Here is a 21,653-nt window from a genome sequence, read left to right as displayed (position 1 = left end):
AGTGTCATGAAGGGGGTACTGTTTGCGGCCGCAGCCGCTGCATTTATCATGGCTGCGGCGGCTCACGCGCAGACGCCGGTCGAAACCAAGACCTTTCCAGCCGACAAGATGTTTCCGTTCCTGGCGGATTATCTCAAGCTGCCGGTAGCGGAACGCGATCGCTTTCATCCCAACTACCACCTGATGGCGAAGGGCGTGACCATCCGGGCGACCCTGAAACGCAAGTCAGGCGACGTCGCCGTCACTTTCGCGCCGGACGGGTTGATCCAACCCGTGCCGACCCTGGCCGATATTGCGGCGGGCACGCAGATGGAGATGTCGGCACCCAAGGGCAGCAAGATCGGCATCGCCATCAAGCTTGCCTCATCTGTCCCCCCGGGGACGATCATGGATGCCAGGGCACTGAAGGCCAGTATCGACCAGACGCGCATCGGTGCCAGGAAGGCCGCCGGCGCCATGGCCATGATGGTGCCGAACCTTCAGCGTATCTGTTTCGAAGGCGCGACCAGTGGCTCAGCCATCCTGGCCAACGGTAAGGCTGTGGCGTTGAAGACCGAGAGCGACAATAACAGCGTCGACAAGGGCAGCCCCTGCTTCACGCCGAAGGACGCGCCAGACGCGGTCCAGATCAAGCTGGACCACACACCGCGCAGTCTGATTATTCTGAAATAGGGTCTTCGGCGGCGACAACCGCTGGCTCGACCGACGGCGCGTTCGCCTTGTATGACTTCTGCACATTGACATACATGCCAAGCCAGCCGCCGCCCCAGGCGCACAGGCCGACGATTACCGGGCAGACCAGGAAGATCAGTAGGGTATTCGGCTGGACAAACAGGTCGATCAGGTAGAAGGCCGCCAGCAGAATACCTGCGATCCAGCCCGGGAACTGGCCGATCTTGGCCCAGCGCACGGCGCAATAGGCACCTGCCGTCGTTCCGAAGGCCCAGGATACAGCAATCACCCAGAAGGAGCCGATCGGATCGGACTTCAGCAATTCGGACTGGGCGCTGAAGTCGATATCCGGATAGCGCGGTGCGATCGCATAAAAGACGGCCTTGGCGATCGTATAGGTCACCATGCCGATCAGAAGGCCCAGAAGCACGGCCAAAAGCACGACGAGCAGCTGACGCGTCTTGCCGTCATTCCATTCGCCAAGCCAATCCTGGAAACGGCTCATGAAGGTCGATTGCATGGTGGGGCCCTCTTCTTTTTATGTCTTGGTCTTACCGGGGTGTCCCGCACACCCGGCCCGCTTGTCGCATTATTAACACAATCTAAACGCCTGCAAAGCGTTTATCGGTTAACGGGACGGGGGCGTCCGTGATCGTCGATAGCGACAAAGGTAAAGTTGGCTTCGGTAACACGGGTCTTGTCCAGGCTTTCGCGCGGGCGTCGATAGGCGTCGACCTGCAGCTTCATCGAAGTCCGCCCCGTCGATACCAGCCTGGCATAGACGCTGACCTCGTCACCGACGTGGACGGGTGTCAGGAAGATCATGCCATCGACCGCGATGGTGGCCACCCGGCCGCGTGAGACGCGCGACGCGATATTGCCGGCCGCCAGGTCCATCATGGACATCAACCAGCCGCCGAAGATATCCCCCGACGGGTTGGTATCAGCGGGCATAGCCGTGGTCAGAAGCGCCAGGTCGTTGGGATCGGGCAGGCTTGGATCAGTCAGTCGGGTCGCCACGCGAATCTCCGTGCTTAGGTCGAAATGATGCTTACAGTTAAAACTATTCCGATCTAAGTCATGAAAAAAGCGCCGAAGGCCTGGCCTTCAGCGCTTTTATACAGATATCCGTGCAATTAAGCCCTGGCAGGACGGCCGGTGGTCACGCCGCCTTCGCGCTGGATGCGCTTGCGGGCCAGCTTGCGGGCGCGGCGTACGGCTTCAGCCTGCTGGCGAGCGCGCTTTTCCGAGGGCTTTTCGTAATGCACGTGGCGCTTCATTTCACGGAACGAGCCTTCACGTTGCATCTTCTTCTTGAGGGCCTTCAGGGCCTGGTCGACGTTGTTGTCACGGACGAAAATCTGTACCAGAGGTATCTCTCCATTCGGTCTTGTTGGCGGCCCCTTCGAGGACAGGGCCCGCGCCGTAGCCGGTCCTCTCCGCCATGGGATGTAAAAAAAGTTGAGCCCGCAAACGGAGTCTGCGGGACGGTCGCACTGCCCATACAGCACGGCCGCACGCCTGTCCAGCCAAAGCCCGCCTGAAAAAGGGAATTCATGTCACGTTTTTTTGCAGGGACTCGGCGTCCTCTGCGACAATTTGCAGGCAGGCGCCCCCTTGGCGTCCGGTCATTGAGCGCCTATCCTGTATATTATGAGCGAAGCAGAGCCCCTTTCCGATCTGAAGACCGCTGCCACCGAGCTGGCTCAGGCGGTTGCCGGCTTCGTCCCTGAGCTGGGTCTGAACCGCATGAGCTTTCAGGCAGGGGCGAAGGCCGCGGGCCTTAGCGAAGGTGAGCGCGACCTGATCGCGCCGAATGGTGCTTCCGACATCGCGGCCGTCCTGTGGCGCGGCCATGATGCAGCGCTTAATGCGCCAGACGTACTGAACGCCCTGCCTGGCATGAAGATTCGTGAGAAGATCAATCATCTCCTCAACCTGCGCATCGACGCTTTTGCGCGCGACGAGAAGCTGGCACACAGGCTGATCGGGTTTCTCATGCTGCCGTCGCATCTCGACTTGCACCGGCGGCTGATGTGGGCCACGGCCGATCTCATCTGGCGGCTGGCCGGCGACAAGGCGTTGGATGAAAACCACTATTCCAAGCGCGCCATCGTCAGCGGTATCCTGGCCGCGGCCATACTGACGCGGCTGACGCGCGGCGCTGAGGCGCAGTCTGAACAGATATCGCGCAATATCGATGCGGTCATGGAATACGAAAAGTTCAAGGCCAAGATGCCGTTCAAGCCGGAAACGGCCTTTCTGCAACTGGCTGCGGACCTCGGCAAGCTGCGTTTCGGCCGCGCCGACACGCCAGCCGAAGCGCGCCAGTGACGGCCGTTCGTACCCTGCTGGCCTGCCTGTGGCTGCTGTTTGGCCTCACGGCCACTGCTCACGCCGGCATGGCCGTGCCTGTCTCTGATCCGCCGTGCCACGACCAGTCGGCCGACCATCATCCGTCTCCCGCCCCGAAGTCGCAGCCGGCCTTGATGCCCTGCTGCAGCCAGCCAGTCGCCATTGCGCCAGTCGAAGTCTTCGTGCCGTCGATCGCGCACGTCGAATATTTGCGCCTTACGCCTGCACCAACACGGAAACTCTCCAGCCTTGCGCTCGCGTACGAGCCCCCGCCGCCCAAGAGCATGTGACCGCCGCTTCACCGATCACATCTTTCAAGGACGCAAACCATGTCTCATTTTATCCGCGCTGTTTCTACGGCCCTATTGGCGCTTGGCCTGATGCCCGCCGCCGCCTTCGCGCAAGACCACGTGCACGACGCTGCCCAACCTGCGCAAACCGACCATGCCCACATGCATCACGATGCGCCAAGTTCTGAGTGGCGCATCCATAATCACGCCACCCTCACCCTCGCCCATAACCAACAGTCCGGCCCGCGCGGCGACAACAAGGCCTTTGTCGCGGGCATGGTCATGATGATGGCCAGTCGTGACTTCGGCCAGCGCAACACGCTCGAACTCGAAGCCATGCTGTCGCCCGATCCCTTCATGGGCAAGGACGGCTATCCCTTGCTGCTTCAGGCGGGAGAAACAGCGGACGGCGTCACCCATCTGGTCGACCGCCAGCATCCGCACGACCTGTTCATGGGACTGACGGCGAAGCTGACGCATCGCTTCGACGGCGATGTCAGTGTGTTTGGCGAGGTCGGCTATCCGGGTGAGTTCGCCTTCGGTCCGACGGCCTTCATGCACCGGCCATCGGGTGAGAACTTTCCGACAGCGCCCCTCACCCATCATTGGCTCGACAGCGGCCATATCACCTGGGGCGTCGTCACAGCCGGTATCAAAAAGGGACCGTTCGCGCTCGAGGCCTCGCAGTTCACTGGCCGCGAGCCGGACGAAAAGCGCTACGACTTCGAACGCCCGCGCCTCGATTCAACCTCGCTCAGGCTGGGCTGGCAGATGACGCCTGAGCTGAAAGGCCAGGCATCGTGGGCGCGCCAGATCAGCCCGGAAGGCCTGGAGCCCGACAAGGACCAGACCAAACAGTCGCTAAGCGTCGAATATGCGCGTGATTTCGGCAAGCACGGCGGGCTGAACTCTACGCTGTCCTGGGCGCGCCGCGAGAGTGAAAACGGCCATCATGGCGGCGACAAGCCGCTCGACGGCTGGCTGTTCGAAAATACCTGGAAGATAAATCCGCAATGGATGGCGTTGGCGCGTTATGAGCGCATCCGCAGCGACGAGCTGGTGCACGATGCCTACTGGGTCGCCAAGACCGAACTGGGCGGGGTACGAACCTTCCAGATCAATGACATGACCAGCGTCGGTTTTGGAGTCGTCCAGCAGTTCAACACCGTGCCCGACGCGCTGAAACCGCTCTATGGCAACAATCCGAACGGCACAGTTGCCTTCGTGACGCTAAAACTCAACGCTATGCCTTAACCCTTAAGGGCCTCAAGGCCCTCGGCGGTCATGGTCAGGTTGATCTCGGTGACGTCTACGTCGGCGACGCCGTACACCGAAAACGGATCAAGCTTGGCCATGGCTTCCACCTCGTCCCGCGCGCCCTGGGCAAAGATCATACCGCCGGTGCGCGGGACCTTGCGGCCCGACGCCAGGAACATGCCGGTGCGATAGCCTTCGCGGAGCCAGTTCACGTGGGCATCGAGATGCTTGTCGACTTCGGTTTCGGGCACCTTATAGGTCAGGGACAGTACGAACATTACGATTTGATCCGGTTGATATGGCCCATCTTGCGGCCGGGTCTGGGGTCGTCCTTGCCGTAGACATAGAGGCGCGATTGCGGCTCGGCCGCCAGGCTTGGCCATTCAAGAATGTCGGGACCGAGCAGGTTGGTCATTTCGACCGTGCAGCGCGCCGTACTGTCGCCCAGAGGCCAGCCCACCACCGCACGGATATGCTGCTCGAACTGGTCGCAGACGCAGCCGTCCTGGGTCCAGTGGCCCGAATTGTGGACGCGCGGCGCGATCTCGTTGAGCAGAAGCCGGTTGCCCGGCAGGACGAACAGCTCGACCGCCAGCACGCCGACATAGTCGAGGCCATTCAGAACCCTAACGGCGATGTCCTGAGCCTCTTCCTGGACGTTGAACGGCACATCTGCCGGTGCCAGCGTCGTCGACAAGATACCGTGGACGTGATGGTTTTCGCCGATCGGAAACGTCCGGACGCTGCTGTCCCAGCCACGCGCCGCAACGACCGAAATCTCGCGGACAAAGTCGGCCTTGGCCTCCAGGATCGATGGCCGGCCGTTCAGCGAGGCATAGGCCTGTTCGATATCCTGCGGCGAGCGCACCCAGACCTGGCCCTTGCCGTCATAGCCTTCGCGCCGTGTCTTCAGAAGCGCATGGGGCGTCGGGCTATCGCGGTAGGCCGCGGCGAGGTCCTCCACGCTGTTGATCTCAAAGAAATCGACCGTGCCGATCCCGGCTTCGCGAGCGAACTGCTTCTCGAACACGCGGTCCTGGGTGATCCGGAGCGCCTTGGACGACGGTGCGACCACTGCGCCCTGCGCCACCAGGAAATCGAGGCTGGCCGCCGGAACGTTCTCGAACTCGAACGTCACGACATCGCAGCCCTCTGCGAATTTCGCCAGGGCGTCCTCGTCGGAATAGGCGGCGACTTTCGACGTCAGCGACACCTGTGCCGCTGGCGATTGCTTATCGGGCCCGAAGGTCACGACCTTGAAGCCCAGTCGGGACGCGGCCTGCGATAACATGCGGCCGAGCTGCCCGTCGCCCAGGATTCCGATCGTCGCGCCTAACTTCAGGGGTGTCATCAGTCTTCCACCGTCTCAGGCACGCCGTCGGTCTGCGCCTGGCGCAGCGCTTCGACGCGGGCGGCCAGTTCGGCATCATTCAGCGCCAGGATCTGCGCCGCCAGAATGCCGGCATTCTTGGCGCCAGCCTCACCAGTCGCCAGCGTGCCGACGGGAATACCGCCCGGCATCTGCACGATCGACAAAAGCGAATCGATTCCCTTCAGGCCTTCCTTCAGCGGCACGGGTACGCCCAGCACCGGCAGTGTGGTCAGCGACGCCGTCATGCCCGGCAGGTGCGCAGCGCCCCCGGCGCCGGCGATGATCACCTTGTAACCCGCTGCCTTGGCGCCCTTGGCGAATTCATACATGCGGTCGGGCGTACGGTGTGCCGACACGACCTTGGCTTCGTACGGCACGTTAAGGCTGTCGAGAATCGCCGCCGCCGCCTTCATCACGCCCCAGTCGGATCGCGACCCCATGATGATTGCCACAGGAGGGGTTTCAGCCATCGGATATCCTTATAACGACAGGGGTGTTTGGAAAGGCGCGGAGTATAGTCACAAGCCTTCCCACTGCAAGAAATGATTTATCCTCAATTTGTGCACCGCAAAGCTCACAAATTCTTGCCATTAATCGAGGTTAACGCCCGCTCCCGTGCATTGCGCCACAGTTTTGACTATGCTTTGATATAGCGTCGATGCGGTTGGGGATGAGCCGCGTCATATCTATCAGTTCCAGGTTTTATCGTTTTGGACTCGCACCATTTTCCTGTGAGCGCGGCGCAGGCCGCAAGCCATGCCCCTTCCGGCCGCCCCGAAGGTCCAAGACCTGCGACCACGGCGTCGATGCAAAGCCTGCTTGCCCAGTATTTCGAAATCCAGGAAACCGAGGCGGCTGTGCCGGCCTTGCCTTTGGCGGCCGCAGAACCGCCGGTCATGGACATTATTGTCCCTGCCCCGCCGTCGCCCCATCCGCTTAACCCCACGGCCCCGGCTGAAGCGGTTTCGGCGTCCGCGCAGGCACTTATCGAAAATCTCAGGGCCGAAAATGCCCGGCTGAAGGCGCAACTGGAGGCACAGGGCCAGGCGCTCAACGACGCCCAGTCGCTGGCCGATTCCGACGTCCTGACCCCGACCCTGAATCGCCGGGCCTTCCTGCGCGAAATGCACCGCGCCATGGCCGACTGCCGCCGCTATGACGAACAGGCCTGCCTGATCTATCTCGACATGGACGGCTTCAAGAGCATCAACGACGCCTACGGCCACGCGGCCGGCGACGCAGCGCTGATCTATGTTGCCGAAACCCTGACCGGCAGTGTGCGCGAAGGCGACAGCGTCGGGCGCATCGGCGGCGACGAATTCGCCATCCTGCTGCGCCGTGCCGACCTCAATTCGTCGCGCATCAAGGCCCTCAAGCTCGAAGCCGAACTGGCGCTTGGCACCTTCGAATACAAAGGGCTGTTTCTGAAGACCGGCGGCTCATTCGGCGTCCGCGCCTATGCCGGCCAGCCGTCGGCCGAGGTCTGGCTGTCCGAAGCCGACGCCGCCATGTTCCTGGTCAAGAAATCCGCCCGGTGAGCAGCTTTCTCGCCGCCATCAGCCTGCTTGTTCCCGACTATGACGAAGCCATTGCGCACTACTGCGATGGTCTGGGCTTTGCGCTGATAGAGGACAGCGACCTCGGCAGCGGCAAGCGCTGGGTCCTGGTGGCGCCACCGGGATCGAAGGAAACGCGACTGTTGCTGGCGAAGGCTTCGAAGCCGGAGCAGATGGCGCGCATCGGCGACCAGACCGGCGGCCGGGTGTTTCTGATCCTGCATACGGATGATTTTGATCGCGATTATGCGCGCTTCCAGGCGGCGGGCGTCATATTCACCGAAGCGCCGCGTCACGAGGCCTATGGTACCGTCTGCGTTTTCTGCGATCGATTTGGCAATTTGTGGGACTTGCTTCACCCATAAGCTTTTTCTTGGTCGCTATATTTTGCGAAAACCGCTGACACTTTTTGCAATATCGCTTTATAAAAGACCCCGCCGGGGCAGCAGACGCCGCCCCGGCCTTACGGGTCACATCTGCGCCACCACTCCGGGAACGGTGGGGGCGGTGTCGGGTTGGCTCATCCAGGACACGGCGGTCAGCGCGGCAACAAAAGCGATCACCGCAACAATGGCGGGAAGAAGCGGAACGGATCGACGCATGATCAAGGCTCCGGCACGGAAAACGACCTGAAATCAGATCAGACGGGCGCGGAACAGCCTCCGCGAACGCCAGTAGAATGGCGCGGCTCGGATAAATAGGCGCTGCCTTTGCCGCCGCGCGATTGTAAGAATCCTGGAAAGGGAATGCGTTACTAGAACGAGAACAAACGGCGGTGTTCGTCGATGGCAAACGAGTCCGTCATACCGGCGATGTAGTCGCAGATGACCCTTGCCCGCGCCGTTTCCGAGTCCTTTGAACACACCAGTTGGAACCATTCGGTCGGCAGGGTGTCAGGCTCGTCCATGAACAGGTGGAACATGGCGTTCAGCGTCCGCCTGGCATAGGAGCGCGTGCGATTGAGCTTATAGTGCTTGTACATGCGCTCGAACAGGAAGCCACGCAGACGCGACAGGTCGTCGTAGACGCCTTTCGAGAACTGGACCATCTGGCGTTTTGCGCTGCGGGCATCTTCGGCCGTGACGATGCCGTCTTCGGTCATGCGCTTTTCGGTTTCGGCCAGGACGTCGTCGATCATGGTGCCGATCATGCGCCGCACCGCTTCCAGACGCAGCATGCGGTCGTTGAGCGACGGCCAGTCCTTTTGAACAGAACGAATGGCCGGGCCGATCATCGGCACGTCGACCAGGTCGTTGATGGTGAACAGTTCGGCGCGCAGACCGTCGTCAACGTCGTGATTGTTGTAGGCGATGTCGTCGGCGATCGCCGCGACCTGTGCTTCCAGCGAGGCAAAGGTGCCAGGCCGCAAATCCCACATGACGTTGAAATCGGTAATGGACTTCCACGACGGCTCGGACAGGTGATGCGTGACCGGGCCGTTGTGCTTGATAATGCCTTCCAGCGTTTCCCAGGTCAGGTTCAGCCCGTCCCACGCCGGGTAGCGCACTTCCAGCTTGGTGATGATCCGGAAGGTCTGGACGTTGTGGTCGAAGCCGCCCCACGGGGCCATGCACTTGTGCAGTTCGTCCTCGCCGGCGTGGCCGAAGGGCGGATGACCCAGGTCGTGCGACAGGGCGATGGTTTCGGCCAGGTCGACGTCGAGATCGAGCGAGTGGGCCAGCGAGCGCGCAATCTGCGCGACTTCCAGGCTGTGAGTCAGGCGGGTGCGGAAATAGTCGCCCTCATTGGCGACGAAGACCTGCGTCTTGCCCTTCAGGCGGCGGAATGCGGTCGAATGGATGATTCGGTCACGGTCGCGGGCAAAGGCCGTCCGCCGCGAAGCTTCGCCTTCGGCATGAAGACGGCCGAGGCTTTGGGTCACGTCGGAAGCATAGCTTGCCAGGGTCATGAAGGACATCCGCAAAGAAAGATCAGCCGGTCTATACTACAAACCGTAACCACCATCTAAAAAATTGCCGGATTTCAGTCTGTTTTACCGCCAAGGGGGCTGATTTTAGCGACAAATGCCTCCATATTGCCAGGTATGAGCAACAACATCACCCTGACCGCTGCCGCCGCGCGCCATATCAACCGCCTAAGCCAGGATGCCGGCCACGCCGTCATGCTGCGTGTCATCGTCGAAGGTGGCGGCTGTTCCGGCTTTCAGTACAAGCTGGACCTGGTCAGCGAAAAGCAGCCGGACGAGAGTGAGATCAGCTTCGATGGCGCGGTTGCGCTGGTCGATGAAATCTCGGCGCCGCTCATGGCCGGGTCAATGATCGACTATGTCGAGGAACTGGTCGGTTCGCAGTTCAAGATCCTCAATCCGCTGGCAACCGCGTCTTGCGGCTGCGGGACGAGTTTCTCCTTATAGAGCTTGCTCGAATCCAGCCGGCGTTTTACAGATTCCGCCATGAAACTCGCCACCTGGAACGTCAACTCCGTCAATGCCCGGCTGCCGCTGCTGCTGGAATGGTTCCGCGACGCCGCGCCCGATGTCTGCGCTCTGCAGGAACTCAAATGCCTGGAGGAGAAATTCCCCTTCGAGGCCTTTGAATCGCTTGGCTACAACTGCGCCGTCCATGGTCAGAAGACGTGGAACGGCGTCGCCATCCTGTCGAAATTTCCGCTGAGCGACGTCACCAAGGGGCTGGCCGGCGATCCGTCCGACGAACAATCGCGCTATATCGAAGCCGTCATCGAAGCGCCAAAGCCCATCCGGTTTGTCGGCATCTACCTGCCCAACGGCAATCCGCTCGGCACCGACAAATACGCGTATAAGCTGGGCTGGCTCGAACGCCTGCACGCCCGCGCCGCCGAGCTTCTGACCTATGAGGAAGCCACCGTCATCACCGGCGACTTCAACATTATCCCGACCAAGGACGATTGCTGGAAGGAAAGCGTCTGGCTCGACGACGCGCTCTATCAGCCCGCCGTCCGGCAAGCCTATCAGGGCCTGAAGAACCTAGGCTATACCGACGCGTTCGAAGCGATGCCGCCCGAGGGCAACCGGTACACCTTCTGGGACTACCAGGCCGGCGCCTGGCAGAAGAACGAAGGCATCCGCATCGACCACCATCTGTTGTCGCCCCAGGCCGCCGACCGGTTGACGGGATTTGCGATCCACAAGGACACGCGCGGCCGCGTGCATGATGAAGCGAAACCGTCCGATCACGTCCCGGTCGAAATCGAAATAACAACGGAATATTAACTGCTTGCGCGCAAGCTTAAAGCTTTCTTAGCCATAATCAGGCGTAAAAGCTGCCATGGCCCATGCTGCGCGTATCCTTCTCTACTTCCTGTTTGCCGGGATCGGCCTGACCCTGATTGCGTCGGGCCTTCTGTGGTGGTTCGAGGCCTCGCGCAGACTGTCGCGCGCCCTGCACGCCTCTCTCGGCAAGGCCGCCGACGCGGTGATATTTGACCTGAGCGGCAAGAAGGCAGCCGGACTTGACTTCACGGCCGGCGATCTGGCCATCCTGTGGGATACAGGCGCGCACGGACTGGTGTTCGCGTTTGATGAAATCGAAGGCGCCGAGCTGATCGTCGACGAGCGGGTCGTCGCCCGCGCCCAACGCGGCGAGCCGCGCCGGCTGCTGGATGAAAACCACGCCAACGCCTCGCGCGTCATTCTGCGGCTGATGTTCGACCATGTGGAAACACCGGAGATCGAAATCACACTGTACGGCGAAATCACGCAAAACCCGGTCCACGCCAAGACCGCCGCCGAAGCCGTGCGCCTGGGCCGCAAGTGGCTATCGCACGTCGACGCCGTCATCAAACGTATGCCGCAACCGATCGAAGCGGCGCACTCTCCGCCTCCACAGGTCCAGACTGAAAAGCCTCAACCTTCCGCCGCGGCGCCCCGCCCGGTGCCGGAGATGCGGCCGGAGACGTCTCAAGACATTCCGCCTTGGGAAGACGATGACAGCCTGATGGACGAAGACACAGGCTACACCCAACTGCGCGCGTGATGCATTGTCGCGAAAAATTCGCCTGTTGGCGTTGCGGCACTGAAACCACAATCTGCACGAAAATAGGGACTTACCCCCCGTTTTATCGGGCCAGGGCCTAATTTAGGCCATCCCCTCTTAACCTCGCCGGTAATGTGTGGTTAATATGTGGCGGTGCCCTTTGCAGCAGAGTTCGAATCTTGCCGACATTTTTGCCAGCCCTGATTATTCTGTCCGCTGCCGTGCTGGCCATCCTGTTCATTTTGTACAGGATCTACGAAACGCGCGTCGAACAACCGAAGAAGCTTGAGGACGAGGTCAGGGAAGCCCTGGCCGGTGCCCGCCCCGAGGTCGAGTCGATCGAACCCGTGCGCCGCGCCGCCTGCGCCATCTCCTATGCCGCCAACAAGATCGTCATCGTTCGCGACTTTGGCAAGAAGCCGACGCGCATCTACACCATCGGCGACCTGTTCGGCCTGGAAGTCTTCGTTGACGGCAAGGTCTTCGCCCGCGTCGTCCGCGCCGGTTCCAACAAGCCGCTCGATACCGGCTCCTACAAGGCCGTCGATGACATCGATCCGAACGTCCAGACCGTGGTGATGCGCCTTGTCTTCGACGACCCGTCGCATCCGGACTATGAACTGAAGCTGTGGGATCCGAACGACGCCCTGACCGCCCGGGCCGAAGGCCCGCGCGCCGCCCTGGTCACCGCCCGCAAATGGTTCTATCACGTCGAAGCCATCCTGCGCCGCCCGGCCCCCAGTGAACTGCGCGCGCCGGCGCCCTTTGCCCCGGCGCCCGAACCCGCCAAGGTCGCGGCGGTCGCTATCCCGGCGCCACAACCGGCCATCCCTGCGCCGGTGCATTCCGCGCCCCCCAAGTCTGATGGCGACGTCCTGAACGCGCCACTCATTCCGTACATCTAATCATCCGATGTGGACCTTAGCGCTCGCCTGCGCCTTCTTCCTGTGCATCCACCTCATGATCAGCGGCACCACGCTGAAAGAGCAGCTTATTGGCGGCATCGGCAGGATTGCCTATTACGCCCTGTTCAGCCTCTTCTCGGTTGTCGGCGTGATGTGGATGAGCGTGGCCTTCGTCATTGCACTCGGCAATCATGACGGCCTGAACCACACCTTCTGGACCGCGCCGCTGTTCCTGCGCATCCTGGCCCTGGTCGGCAATTTCCTGGCCTTTCTCCTGGTCGTGCTGGGCGTTCTCAGTCCGTCGCCCAGCAACCTGCTGGCCCTGCGGGGACTGCCGGAAAAGCCGGTCTACGGCATTATTCGCGTCTCGCGCCATCCGATCCTGGCTGGCATCGGCCTGTGGGCGCTGATCCACCTGATCTGCAACGGCAATCTTGCCAGCTGGGTCTTTTTCGGCTCGATCCTTGCCGTTTGCGCGTTGGGCGCCAATAATATCGACCGCAAGCGCGAGGCACAGTTCGGCGAGGTCTATCGCCTGATCAAGAAGCGCACCTCGATCGTGCCCTTCGTCGCCATCATCGAAGGCCGGACGGCCTTTGTGCCGGACGAGCTCGGCTACGCGCGCATGTTCCTTGCATCAGCGACCTTCGCCGTATTCGCGGTGCTGCACGAACTGTTGTTCAGTGTCCGCGCTTTGTGACGCATTTACAATAATTTTACCCAAGCCTTGACGGCGCTTCCTGTGTCGGGGATAACTTTCGGGGAAGGCTGTGCACGCATGGCTTCGGAGCATCCGGTAAACCGGACAGGTGGGGTCTAAGAAGCGTCGGCATGAAGCTGTCAGCATTGACATTACTGTTGTTCTTCGTGTCCGTGACGCTGGTCATGGCGAGCGTGGTCGGCTATTTCCGCCCATTGCCCTACGTCACGGAATACCGCTACTGGCTGGCTCTGGGCGGCTATGGCATCCTGGCCTTCGGCATTATCTTCAAAGGCCATTCGCATTAGCGAAATCTAATTCGCTAGAGCATGATGCGTTTAGGTCGAACCGCCATCATGCTCTAGATTTTTGCTTTGACGCGATATTTTGCCAAAAACCGCTGCACACTTTTTGGCGTATCGCTCTGAAGCTCTACTCAGCCTCAACCGGTTCTTCCACCGCTTCATCGATCGCCAAAGCCAGGCTCAATGCAGCCAGTGCCTCCTCGCCCGTGCACAACGGCCGCTCGCGACGCCCCTGCACGGTTTCCAGGAAACGATAGACGCTCGTCCCCAGCGGGTCCTTGGCAATGACGGCTTCAGAGAACTCGGCATTGAGCGCGAACGGTGTCGTGTTTTCGAAGGTCCGGTTGAGGAAGTCGATAGAGACTTCGCCGCTGGGGTAGACGATCCGCATGGTGCGCTCACGCGCTTCAGCCATGCGTGACGCCTTGAACAGCGCCGTCGAACCGTTCTCGAAGGTCAGTTCCGCGGTCACTTCGTCCGCGCCGGCAGCCGTATAACCGTCTTCCTGGCGGCGGCGCGCTGAGGCATCAAGGCCGCCAGGCTCGCTGCCCGACAGGCTGAGCGCCAGGTCAAGATCGTGGATCATAAGGTCGAGCACGACCGAAACATCGAGATTGCGCGTCGAGGCCGTGCCATTGCGCACGGCTTCCAGTCGAGTCGGGCGCTCGCTGACATCATAAAGCCCCATGGCTTCGAACACGCTGCGCTCCTGGTGGCCACAGGCCAGCACCAGCCCGTTGGCTTCGGCCAGTTCGACCATACGGTCACCGTCGTCACCCGAAGTCGCCAACGGCTTTTCACTATAAACGTGGACACCGGCGTTCAACGCCTTCAGCGCAATGCCCGCGTGTGCAAAGGCCGGCGTGGCGACCGTCAGCACATCGAGCCGGCTCAGGAAATCGTCGAACTGGTCGCCGTAAAAGGCCTGGACCCCATAGCCATCGGCCAAAGCTTCGGCGCGATCCTTGTCGAGGTCGTAGATACCTATGAATTCAACGGGGATGCCGGCTTCGGGGGCCTGGCGGTATTTGTTGGCATGGTAGCCACCGAACACACCGGCGCCAGCGACGCCCACTCGCAAAAGCTTCGACACGACCGTCTCCTGTTACCGTTCGACGAGGGGTTGTAAACCGGTTTGCACCGGAACGAAAATGACTTTTTGGAAATTATACCCAGGCGATATCCGGACGATCATGTGCACAGCCGCGTGATCCGCCAATAAAGCGCTTTCGCCGCCGCAACCACCGCGTTAAAAGCGACGCCACCTTGACCGCTCAGGCCTTGCGCCTGAGCGTTACGTTATTTTGGAGACTGCTGTGAAACGTCTTTTCGGCGCCTATGTGATTGTCGACTACAGTGCCGCCGAAGGCAAGAAGACCGGCGAGTCCTCGGTATGGATCGGCGTGATGAAGCGCGACGTGCGCTTCCGCCTGTCCTATGAAACCCACAATCCAGCGACGCGCGCCGAAGCCCTGACCCTGCTGCGCTCGATCCTGGCCGACCTGCATAAACGCGGCGACCGCATCCTGCTGGGCGTCGCTTTCGCGTTGGGCTTTCCGCGCGGCACGGTCGCGCGTCTCGACCTGAAGGGCACGCCATGGCAGGCCATGCGCACATTCCTGGTTCAGAACGTCGTCGACAAGGCTGACAACAGCAATAACCGCTTCCAGGTTGCCGCCAAGATGAACCGGCTGATGACCGACGAAGCCTGGCCGTTCTGGGGCTGCCCCAAGAATGCCGCTCAGAAGTGGCTGTCGACATTGAAGCCCGACTCGTTCGGCGACTTCCCGGAATTCCGCCTGACCGAAGACGCAGCCCGCACGCACGTCAGGAAGGTCGCCCAGCCGAAGAGCCTGTGGCAAATGCACGGCGCCGGCGTGGTCGGCGGTCAGGCCATGCTGGGCATTACCGCGACCAAGTCGGTCATGGATACGCTTGGCGAGACTGCGCGTCTGTGGCCGTTCGAGACCGGCTTCGGTGCGCTTGACGAGACCGCGTTGGAAGGCATCAAGACCGTTGTCGCCGAGATTTACCCGCCACTCTTCGAAGGCGACGCCACATCGGGCGAAGTCAAGGACGCCACGCAGGTGCGCCTGACCGCGACCGCCCTGGCTGACAAGGATGACAAGGGCGAACTGGCCACCCTGTTCGCCGCGCCCAAGGGCCTGAGCGAGACCGACAACGAAACCGCTGCCACTGAAGAAGGCTGGATTCTCGGCGTCTGAACCGGCTAATATCCGGGCATGAACAGTTTCGCCGTCTACGCCCTGGCCGCCACCGCCGAAATCGCCGGCTGCTACAGCCTGTGGGCAGTGCTTAAACTCGGCAAGTCGGCATGGTGGCTGGCGCCCGGCATCCTGGCGCTCTGCCTGTTTGCCTGGCTGCTGACCTTGATCGACAGTGCGGCCGCCGGCCGCGCCTATGCAGCCTATGGCGCCATCTATATCGCAGCCTCTCTAGGCTGGATGTGGTGGGTCGAAAAGCAGCCACCCGACGCCTGGGACGCAGGAGGTCTCACGCTCTGCCTGATCGGTTCGGCCGCCATTCTCTACGGACGAAAGTTCATTCAATTCTAAATTTTTGGAATTAATTTATTTCCGGAATATCAGAATTATTCCGTCGCGCAGCCTTGCGATCCAGCCAGAGAAAGCGCACCGTCAGCAGCGAGGCTGACATCCAGCTGGCGAGCGCGCAGGCGTAGATCAAGCCCGGCACGCCCATATTCAAAGGCAGAGAGAACAGATAGCCCAGCGGCAGCATGATCAGCCCGTAGGCGATGTAGTGCAATACAGGCGCCACCAGCACGTCCTGGCGTGCCCGTAACGCCTGGGCGGCCACGACCTGGATGCCGTCAGGGATGAAGAACAGGCAGGCCAGCAACAGCGCCGCCTGCACACCCGTTCGCAAGGCCGGTTCAGACGTGTATCCGGCGGCAAGCCACTGGGATCCGATCAGCACGGTTATGCATACCGCCGTCATGAAGGCGGCGGCCGAGATGAAACTGACCCGGCCCATGCGCGCGATCCCCGCCGGGTCATCGGCGCCGTAGGCCCGGCCGACCAGAACCGAACAGCCTATGGCCAGTCCCATGGGCACCATGAAGACGATGCTGGCGAAGTTCAGCACGATCGCCCAAACCGCGACGGCTTCTTCCGACATGCGTCCGGCAAAGACGGTCATGCCGGCAAAGGCGGCCACCTCGATAAAGTAGGAGGCGCCGGCAGCATAGCCGACCTGGCGCTGTTCGCGTGCGCCTTGGAGGTCGGGCGCGTGACGGCTCAGCAGCCGCAACGGCTTCACGTCCTTGAGCGTAAACAGGTAAATGACCAGCCCCGTCGTCACCAARCCGCGCGCCACCAGGGTCGAGATCGCCGCCCCCATAGCGCCGTCGTTGTCGATGCCGGGAAGCCGGACAATGCCGGGCACCAGTACCAGCAGCAGGGCGACATTGACGATGTTGCCGCCCCAAGTAAAGACCATGCCAGGACGCGTCCGGCCAAGCCCTTCGAGGAACTCGGATACGGCCACTGCCACCATGTAAAACGGCATGCTGATCGCAAAGACAAGCAGTGGCCCGGCCGCGCCGGCCGCGATCCCAGGCTTGACGGTGGCTTTTAGCATGGCTGGGCCGGCCAGCCATAGCAGCACCATGGCGCCGATCCCGAGGATCAGGGCATAGACCATGCCGCGTTGAAAGGTCCCGCCGATGCGGTGCTGTTCATCACCGCCGACGAAATGAGCCGTCTTGACCTGGATACCGACCAGCAGGCCGATCGAGGTGACGAGAAAGATGCTGGTCGGTGCCCACGCCAGAGAATGAAAGCCCAGTTCCGCCGATGAGAAGTGACCGACGACCAAAGTGTCCATCAGCCCCATCAGCATGAAGCCCAGACGCGACATCACGACCGGCCACGACAGACGGTAAAGGGCGGCAAACGCCGCCCTTGTCTCAGATGTCAATTGTGATCTCAATTGCAACATGGTCACTCCTGTAACGGAGTTCCCGGGTAAGTGCAATCACCGACAGACCGTGTCAGTATACCGTATCAGGCAGCCTTTACAGACCTGTCCTTGAGTGCGTGCAGGCGCTCGGCGACCAGGAAGCTGAGCTCCAGAGCCTGATCGGCATTGAGACGCGGGTCGCAATGCGTGTGGTAACGGTCCTGCAGGTCCTCTTCGGACAGGGCAAAGGCCCCGCCCGTGCATTCCGTGACATTCTGACCTGTCATTTCCAGGTGCATGCCACCCGGATGGACGCCTTCGGACGCCGCGATGTCAACGAAAGATCGGACTTCCGAGAGGATGCGGTCGAAGGGCCGCGTCTTGTAGCCATTGTTCGCCTTGATGACATTGCCGTGCATCGGGTCGATCGACCACACAACGGGTACACCGTGCTTGTGCGTCGCCGCCATCAGCTTCGGCAGACGTTCAGCCACCTTGTCCGAACCGAAGCGGCCGATCAGGGTCAGACGGCCCGGAACAGCATTGGGGTTCAGCGTGTCGATCAGGCGCAGCAGGTCATCGGGTTCCAGCGTCGGGCCGCACTTGACGCCGATCGGGTTGTTGATGCCCTTCATGAAGTCGACATGAGCGCCGTCGAGCTGACGGGTGCGCTCACCGATCCACAGCATGTGCGCCGAGGTGTCGTACCAGTCACCGGTGGTGGAATCGACGCGGGTCATGGCCTGTTCGAAGTTCAGCAACAGAGCTTCATGGCTGGTGAAGACGTCGACCTGGCGGATCTGCGGATGGCTTTCCGGCGTCACGCCGATGGCCGACATGAAGCTCAGCGTCTCGGAGATCTTTTCGGCCAGGGCGCGATAACGCTCGCCTTGCGGCGACGACACAAAGCCCAACGTCCACTTATGGATATTGTACAGGTCGGCATAGCCGCCGTTCGCAAAAGCGCGCAGCAGGTTAAGCGTCGCAGACGACTGATGATAGCCCTTGATCAGGCGCTGCGGGTCCGGCAGCCGCGACTCCGGCGTGAAATCCATGCCATTGATATTGTCGCCACGATAGCTGGGCAGGGTCACGCCATCGATCGTCTCTATGGGCGACGAGCGCGGCTTGCCGAACTGACCGGCGATGCGGCCGACCTTGACGACCGGACGGCCGCCGGCAAAGGTCAGCACGACCGCCATCTGCAGGATCAGACGGAAGGTGTCGCGGATATTGTCGGCCGAAAATTCCTTGAAGCTTTCGGCGCAATCGCCGCCTTGCAGCAGGAAGCCATTGCCGTTGGCAACATTGCCAAGCGCGGCCGTCAGGCGGCGCGCTTCGCCGGCGAAAACCAGAGGCGGCAGGCGCGTCAGTTCGTCTTCGGCATCACTCAGGGCCTGCGCATCCGGGTAATCGTTCGGGATGTGCAGGGCTGGCTTTGAACGCCAGTCTTTGGGGGACCATACTTTGCTCATGGGCGGTATTTAATCGCTTTGGGCGGCGAACTCAACGGTCAAGTCATGCAATATTTTCAGGCTCTACTGAGAAATGCTGCAAAGTCACGGCCTTATAGTTGTAACCGCAACTTTCCATCCTCTTTGACAGCCTTGATCACCAGTATGGCGACGACCAGCATCATGGCTGCGAGATTGATCAGCCATGCCTTCCATAGCCCATAGCTCAAGACATTGAGCGTAAAATACGCCGTTGCAGCGGCTATCATATAGGGACGTGCCTGATGTTCGGAGGTCACCTCCGGCGCAGTCGCGTCGGATGCAGCCAGCTCAACGAGCCCGGTCGATCTGACGACAACTTCGTCGGCGCCCTTAGGCACCATAAACCAGAAGATACTGAACCACATGGCCGCCAGCAGCAGCAACCCGGGTATACCGAGTTCCAGCCAAGCCTGAAGCGACATATTGTGTGTGTGCAACGGGATGATCGGTTCAAAATGGCGAGTGGCTTCATAGCCCCATCCCCACCACGGCTTTTCCAGCGAACGTTCAACCGCATATGTCCAGATTTCGATCCGCTGCGCCCATGACTGAGGGACGTGATCGTGGATCTGCGCAGCAAGCCCGGTCTTCACGAGCCATTGGATCAAAAGCGGGAACCCCAGAACAACACCGGCTGCGATTACAGCCGCAACACGCTCGGGCAGTACGGCCTTGCGCGTCAAGGCTGACGGCCAGTAACGGGCGGCAAAGAAAGCAACGGCGCTGATCGCCAGCACGACAACGTGAGCGTTGCTGTCAACGACGAAACTCCCCAGCGAAATGGTCGCAACAGCCGCGCCAACACCCACCACCCAGCGCCGCTGCATCGCAAAAAAGGCCAGAGGCCAGAACAGCATCAGCAGGATGAGGTTAAGGTTCGAGCTTTCTACGATCAGCATTTCCGGCCGGGCATTGCCAAAGAAACGTTGGTTCATGCCATTGCGCATGGCCAGGTTGCCCAAGCAGTCGAGAAGCTGAATGCCAACCAATCCTATGAATATCCACGACACGAAAACCGTGACGCGCTGGCTGCGCGCTTGGCTTAATCGCCAGGCGACAAAGATCAAAGCCCAGGTCGTGAACCAGGTAATCAGCGGCGCCTGAAAATAGCGCGTAGAGCTCCAGTAGGCGTCGCCCAGGCTTTTGCCGGCCAGTAGCAGGTCGACAAAGTCCGATCGCAGAAAGGCGAAGACCAGTATCGCCAGGGTCAGGCCTGCCACCGGCCAGAAGCTATGGATCGCCGCGCCCTTTTTTAGCGACAGGTAGCCCAGGCTGCACAGGCCGGCGATGAACATCGCGGCGGGAATGACGCCCGAGGGTGCAAAATAGGCGAAGACGACAAACCAGATGAAGAAGTTGACCAGAACGCCTTCTGCATAGCCCGAACGGAATTTCTGCCAGAAGTCAGCCAGTTTAGCAGGCATATTCACAGGCGCTTATCCTTGATGGTCACGAGTTCCTCGGCAGCAGTCGGGTGGACGGCGCAGGTGGCATCCCATTGTGCCTTGGTCAGCTTTGCTTTGACCGCGATGCCAGCAAGCTGGATAATCTCCCCGGCATCGCCGCCGATGATGTGGCAGCCAAGCACGACATCGCTTTGCGCGTCAACGATCAGCTTCATCAGCACGCGACTTTCACCGCCGGTAAAGGCCGTCTTCATCATGCGGAACCTAGTCGCATAGACGTCGTACTGGATGCTTTTCTCCTTCGCCTGGTCTTCGCTGAGACCAACCGTACCGATCTGCGGCTGCGAGAAGACAGCCGTCGGCACATTCTCGTAGTCGTAGCTCGTCGGATTGTCCTTGAAAGCAGTTTCGACGAAAGCGACGGCTTCGCGGATGGCGACGGGCGTCAGGTTCAGCCGGTTGGTAACGTCGCCGATGGCGTAGATGTGTGGATGCTGAGTCCGAGAGAATTCATCGACGGGAATGGCGCCGTGAACGTCGGGCGTGATGCCCAGCGCATCGAGGTTCAGGCCCTCGGTCTTGGGCTTGCGGCCCGACGCGTACATGATCTGCTCGGTGCGGAAGAATTCGCCGTTATTGAGGTGGACGACGATCTCGTCGCCTTCCTTGTGCAGCTTGATCGGATCGACCTGGCACATGATGCTGATGCCACGCAGCCGCATCTCGGCCGTCAGGTGATCGCGGACCTCGCTGTCGAAACCGCGCAGGATCTTCTCGCCGCGGTACATCAGCGTGACCTCGACGCCGAGACCGTGCATGACGCCGGCGAATTCGACAGCGATATAGCCGCCCCCGACGATAACCATGCGCTTGGGCAGGTGCGGCAGCTTGAACATGTCGTTCGACGTCAGGGCGTGTTCCAGCACACCCGGGCAGTGCTGCGGCAGGAAGGGCCACCCACCGACCGCGATCAGGATCGTCTTTGCCGTCACCTCGCGGTACTCACCGGCGTGGGTGTTGAGCGCGATGGTATGTTCGTCCTTGAAGCTGGCGTGGCCTGCGATGATTTCAGCGCCAGCGCGCGCCAGGTTCGAGCCGTAGATGCCCGACAGACGCGTCAGTTCGGCGTCCTGGTGGTTCTTGAACTTCTGCCAGTCAAAAGCGCCCAGTTGAACATCCCAACCGAAGCCACGGGCGTAATCGATCTGCTCGGGCACTTCAGAGGCATAGACCATGAATTTCTTGGGGACGCAGCCGCGCAGGACGCAGGTGCCACCCGGCCGGTCCTCTTCGGCCACGGCGACCTTCAGACCCAGATTGGCCGCCAGCCGGGCAGCGCGCACGCCCCCCGACCCCGCACCGATGACAAACAGATCGTAGTCGTACTCAGCCATTACCTTGGTCCTTTGCGCGTCGGCGCATA

Annotated in this window: 27 protein-coding genes; 14 read left to right on the top strand and 13 right to left on the bottom strand. The window is 61.0% G+C overall.

Going from position 1 to position 21,653, the window contains the following annotated elements; translation table 11 throughout:
• Positions 1–6 precede the first annotated feature (6 nt).
• Positions 7–672, top strand: a complete 666-nt coding sequence (locus AC1DON_RS12490) for a hypothetical protein (RefSeq protein WP_476935126.1) — start codon at positions 7–9, stop codon at positions 670–672.
• Here AC1DON_RS12490 and AC1DON_RS12485 read toward each other — a convergent pair.
• From AC1DON_RS12485 to rpsU, 3 genes are all read right to left on the bottom strand, one after another.
• Positions 659–1,192, bottom strand: a complete 534-nt coding sequence (locus tag AC1DON_RS12485) for a hypothetical protein (RefSeq protein WP_476935125.1) — start codon at positions 1,190–1,192, stop codon at positions 659–661. The two genes, AC1DON_RS12490 and AC1DON_RS12485, sit on opposite strands and share 14 nt — an antisense overlap.
• A gap of 101 nt (positions 1,193–1,293) precedes the next feature.
• Entirely contained in the window at positions 1,294–1,626 is a 333-nt protein-coding gene (locus AC1DON_RS12480; protein WP_476935331.1) for an acyl-CoA thioesterase, read from the bottom strand.
• Positions 1,627–1,808: 182 nt separating this feature from the next.
• Positions 1,809–2,087, bottom strand: coding sequence for a 30S ribosomal protein S21 (rpsU, locus tag AC1DON_RS12475; RefSeq protein WP_476935330.1), 279 nt, complete (start codon positions 2,085–2,087; stop codon positions 1,809–1,811).
• Between the two features lie 238 nt (positions 2,088–2,325).
• On the opposite strand from rpsU, the gene AC1DON_RS12470 reads away from it, so the two are divergent.
• From AC1DON_RS12470 to AC1DON_RS12460, 3 genes are read left to right on the top strand one after another with little or no spacing between them, the layout of a single operon-like run.
• Entirely contained in the window at positions 2,326–3,006 is a 681-nt protein-coding gene (locus tag AC1DON_RS12470) for a COQ9 family protein (RefSeq protein WP_476935124.1), read from the top strand.
• The gene (locus AC1DON_RS12465) at positions 3,003–3,317 is read left to right on the top strand and encodes a hypothetical protein (RefSeq protein ID WP_476935123.1); all 315 of its coding nucleotides are present in this window, start codon (positions 3,003–3,005) and stop codon (positions 3,315–3,317) included. The genes AC1DON_RS12470 and AC1DON_RS12465 overlap by 4 nt, the downstream gene beginning before the upstream one ends.
• Before the next feature lie 39 nt (positions 3,318–3,356).
• Entirely contained in the window at positions 3,357–4,571 is a 1,215-nt protein-coding gene (locus AC1DON_RS12460; RefSeq protein ID WP_476935122.1) for a hypothetical protein, read from the top strand.
• Here AC1DON_RS12460 and AC1DON_RS12455 read toward each other — a convergent pair.
• From AC1DON_RS12455 to purE, 3 genes are read right to left on the bottom strand one after another with little or no spacing between them, the layout of a single operon-like run.
• The gene (locus AC1DON_RS12455; RefSeq protein WP_476935121.1) at positions 4,568–4,852 is read right to left on the bottom strand and encodes a YciI family protein; all 285 of its coding nucleotides are present in this window, start codon (positions 4,850–4,852) and stop codon (positions 4,568–4,570) included. The genes AC1DON_RS12460 and AC1DON_RS12455 overlap by 4 nt on opposite strands.
• A complete protein-coding gene (locus tag AC1DON_RS12450; RefSeq protein ID WP_476935120.1) occupies positions 4,852–5,925 on the bottom strand; it encodes a 5-(carboxyamino)imidazole ribonucleotide synthase in 1,074 nt (357 codons plus the stop codon). The genes AC1DON_RS12455 and AC1DON_RS12450 overlap by 1 nt, the downstream gene beginning before the upstream one ends.
• On the bottom strand, positions 5,925–6,416 hold the full coding sequence (purE, locus tag AC1DON_RS12445; RefSeq protein WP_476935119.1) for a 5-(carboxyamino)imidazole ribonucleotide mutase: 492 nt from the start codon (positions 6,414–6,416) through the stop codon (positions 5,925–5,927). Before purE ends, AC1DON_RS12450 begins: the two co-directional genes overlap by 1 nt.
• Before the next feature lie 336 nt (positions 6,417–6,752).
• On the opposite strand from purE, the gene AC1DON_RS12440 reads away from it, so the two are divergent.
• A complete protein-coding gene (locus AC1DON_RS12440) occupies positions 6,753–7,484 on the top strand; it encodes a GGDEF domain-containing protein (RefSeq protein WP_476935118.1) in 732 nt (243 codons plus the stop codon).
• Positions 7,481–7,867 (top strand): VOC family protein, encoded by a 387-nt coding sequence (locus AC1DON_RS12435; RefSeq protein ID WP_476935117.1) that lies wholly within the window; start codon positions 7,481–7,483, stop codon positions 7,865–7,867. The genes AC1DON_RS12440 and AC1DON_RS12435 overlap by 4 nt, the downstream gene beginning before the upstream one ends.
• 105 nt (positions 7,868–7,972) lie before the next feature.
• Here the strand turns inward: AC1DON_RS12435 and AC1DON_RS12430 are convergent, their stop codons facing one another.
• The gene (locus AC1DON_RS12430) at positions 7,973–8,104 is read right to left on the bottom strand and encodes a hypothetical protein (protein WP_476935116.1); all 132 of its coding nucleotides are present in this window, start codon (positions 8,102–8,104) and stop codon (positions 7,973–7,975) included.
• A gap of 152 nt (positions 8,105–8,256) precedes the next feature.
• Positions 8,257–9,420, bottom strand: coding sequence for a deoxyguanosinetriphosphate triphosphohydrolase (locus tag AC1DON_RS12425; RefSeq protein WP_476935115.1), 1,164 nt, complete (start codon positions 9,418–9,420; stop codon positions 8,257–8,259).
• 126 nt (positions 9,421–9,546) lie between these two features.
• Here AC1DON_RS12425 and AC1DON_RS12420 point away from each other — a divergent pair, with 126 nt between their 5' ends.
• From AC1DON_RS12420 to AC1DON_RS12395, 6 genes are all read left to right on the top strand, one after another.
• Positions 9,547–9,876 carry a HesB/IscA family protein gene (locus tag AC1DON_RS12420; RefSeq protein WP_476935114.1) on the top strand — a complete coding sequence of 110 codons (330 nt, stop codon included), beginning with the start codon at positions 9,547–9,549 and terminating at the stop codon, positions 9,874–9,876.
• A gap of 39 nt (positions 9,877–9,915) precedes the next feature.
• On the top strand, positions 9,916–10,713 hold the full coding sequence (locus AC1DON_RS12415; protein ID WP_476935113.1) for an exodeoxyribonuclease III: 798 nt from the start codon (positions 9,916–9,918) through the stop codon (positions 10,711–10,713).
• 55 nt (positions 10,714–10,768) lie between these two features.
• Positions 10,769–11,476, top strand: coding sequence for a hypothetical protein (locus AC1DON_RS12410; RefSeq protein WP_476935112.1), 708 nt, complete (start codon positions 10,769–10,771; stop codon positions 11,474–11,476).
• A gap of 179 nt (positions 11,477–11,655) precedes the next feature.
• Positions 11,656–12,381, top strand: coding sequence for a hypothetical protein (locus AC1DON_RS12405; protein WP_476935111.1), 726 nt, complete (start codon positions 11,656–11,658; stop codon positions 12,379–12,381).
• A gap of 7 nt (positions 12,382–12,388) precedes the next feature.
• Complete coding sequence (locus tag AC1DON_RS12400) at positions 12,389–13,081, top strand: NnrU family protein (protein WP_476935110.1); 693 nt, start codon at positions 12,389–12,391, stop codon at positions 13,079–13,081.
• 131 nt (positions 13,082–13,212) lie between these two features.
• Positions 13,213–13,389 (top strand): hypothetical protein, encoded by a 177-nt coding sequence (locus AC1DON_RS12395; RefSeq protein ID WP_476935109.1) that lies wholly within the window; start codon positions 13,213–13,215, stop codon positions 13,387–13,389.
• 124 nt (positions 13,390–13,513) lie between these two features.
• On the opposite strand, the gene AC1DON_RS12390 is transcribed toward AC1DON_RS12395, so the two are convergent.
• Entirely contained in the window at positions 13,514–14,479 is a 966-nt protein-coding gene (locus tag AC1DON_RS12390; RefSeq protein ID WP_476935108.1) for a Gfo/Idh/MocA family protein, read from the bottom strand.
• Between the two features lie 223 nt (positions 14,480–14,702).
• Here AC1DON_RS12390 and AC1DON_RS12385 point away from each other — a divergent pair, with 223 nt between their 5' ends.
• Both AC1DON_RS12385 and AC1DON_RS12380 read left to right on the top strand, forming a co-directional pair.
• Positions 14,703–15,611, top strand: coding sequence for a cobalamin biosynthesis protein CbiG (locus AC1DON_RS12385; protein ID WP_476935107.1), 909 nt, complete (start codon positions 14,703–14,705; stop codon positions 15,609–15,611).
• A gap of 18 nt (positions 15,612–15,629) precedes the next feature.
• On the top strand, positions 15,630–15,962 hold the full coding sequence (locus tag AC1DON_RS12380) for a YnfA family protein (protein WP_476935106.1): 333 nt from the start codon (positions 15,630–15,632) through the stop codon (positions 15,960–15,962).
• Between the two features lie 10 nt (positions 15,963–15,972).
• Here AC1DON_RS12380 and AC1DON_RS12375 read toward each other — a convergent pair whose 3' ends face one another.
• From AC1DON_RS12375 to gorA, 4 genes are all read right to left on the bottom strand, one after another.
• Positions 15,973–17,367: an MATE family efflux transporter gene (locus AC1DON_RS12375; RefSeq protein WP_476935105.1), complete on the bottom strand. Its 1,395-nt coding sequence runs from the start codon at positions 17,365–17,367 to the stop codon at positions 15,973–15,975.
• A gap of 65 nt (positions 17,368–17,432) precedes the next feature.
• Positions 17,433–18,803, bottom strand: a complete 1,371-nt coding sequence (locus AC1DON_RS12370; RefSeq protein WP_476935104.1) for a class II 3-deoxy-7-phosphoheptulonate synthase — start codon at positions 18,801–18,803, stop codon at positions 17,433–17,435.
• A 92-nt stretch (positions 18,804–18,895) separates the two neighbouring features.
• The gene (locus tag AC1DON_RS12365; RefSeq protein ID WP_476935329.1) at positions 18,896–20,248 is read right to left on the bottom strand and encodes an O-antigen ligase family protein; all 1,353 of its coding nucleotides are present in this window, start codon (positions 20,246–20,248) and stop codon (positions 18,896–18,898) included.
• A gap of 2 nt (positions 20,249–20,250) precedes the next feature.
• Positions 20,251–21,624, bottom strand: coding sequence for a glutathione-disulfide reductase (gene gorA, locus AC1DON_RS12360; RefSeq protein ID WP_476935103.1), 1,374 nt, complete (start codon positions 21,622–21,624; stop codon positions 20,251–20,253).
• Positions 21,625–21,653: the final 29 nt, after the last annotated feature.

This window comes from Asticcacaulis sp. P4_H10, from assembly GCF_056400965.1.
The sequence above is the reverse complement of the archived record's forward strand: the minus strand, read 5'-3'. Positions and strand labels throughout refer to the sequence as shown.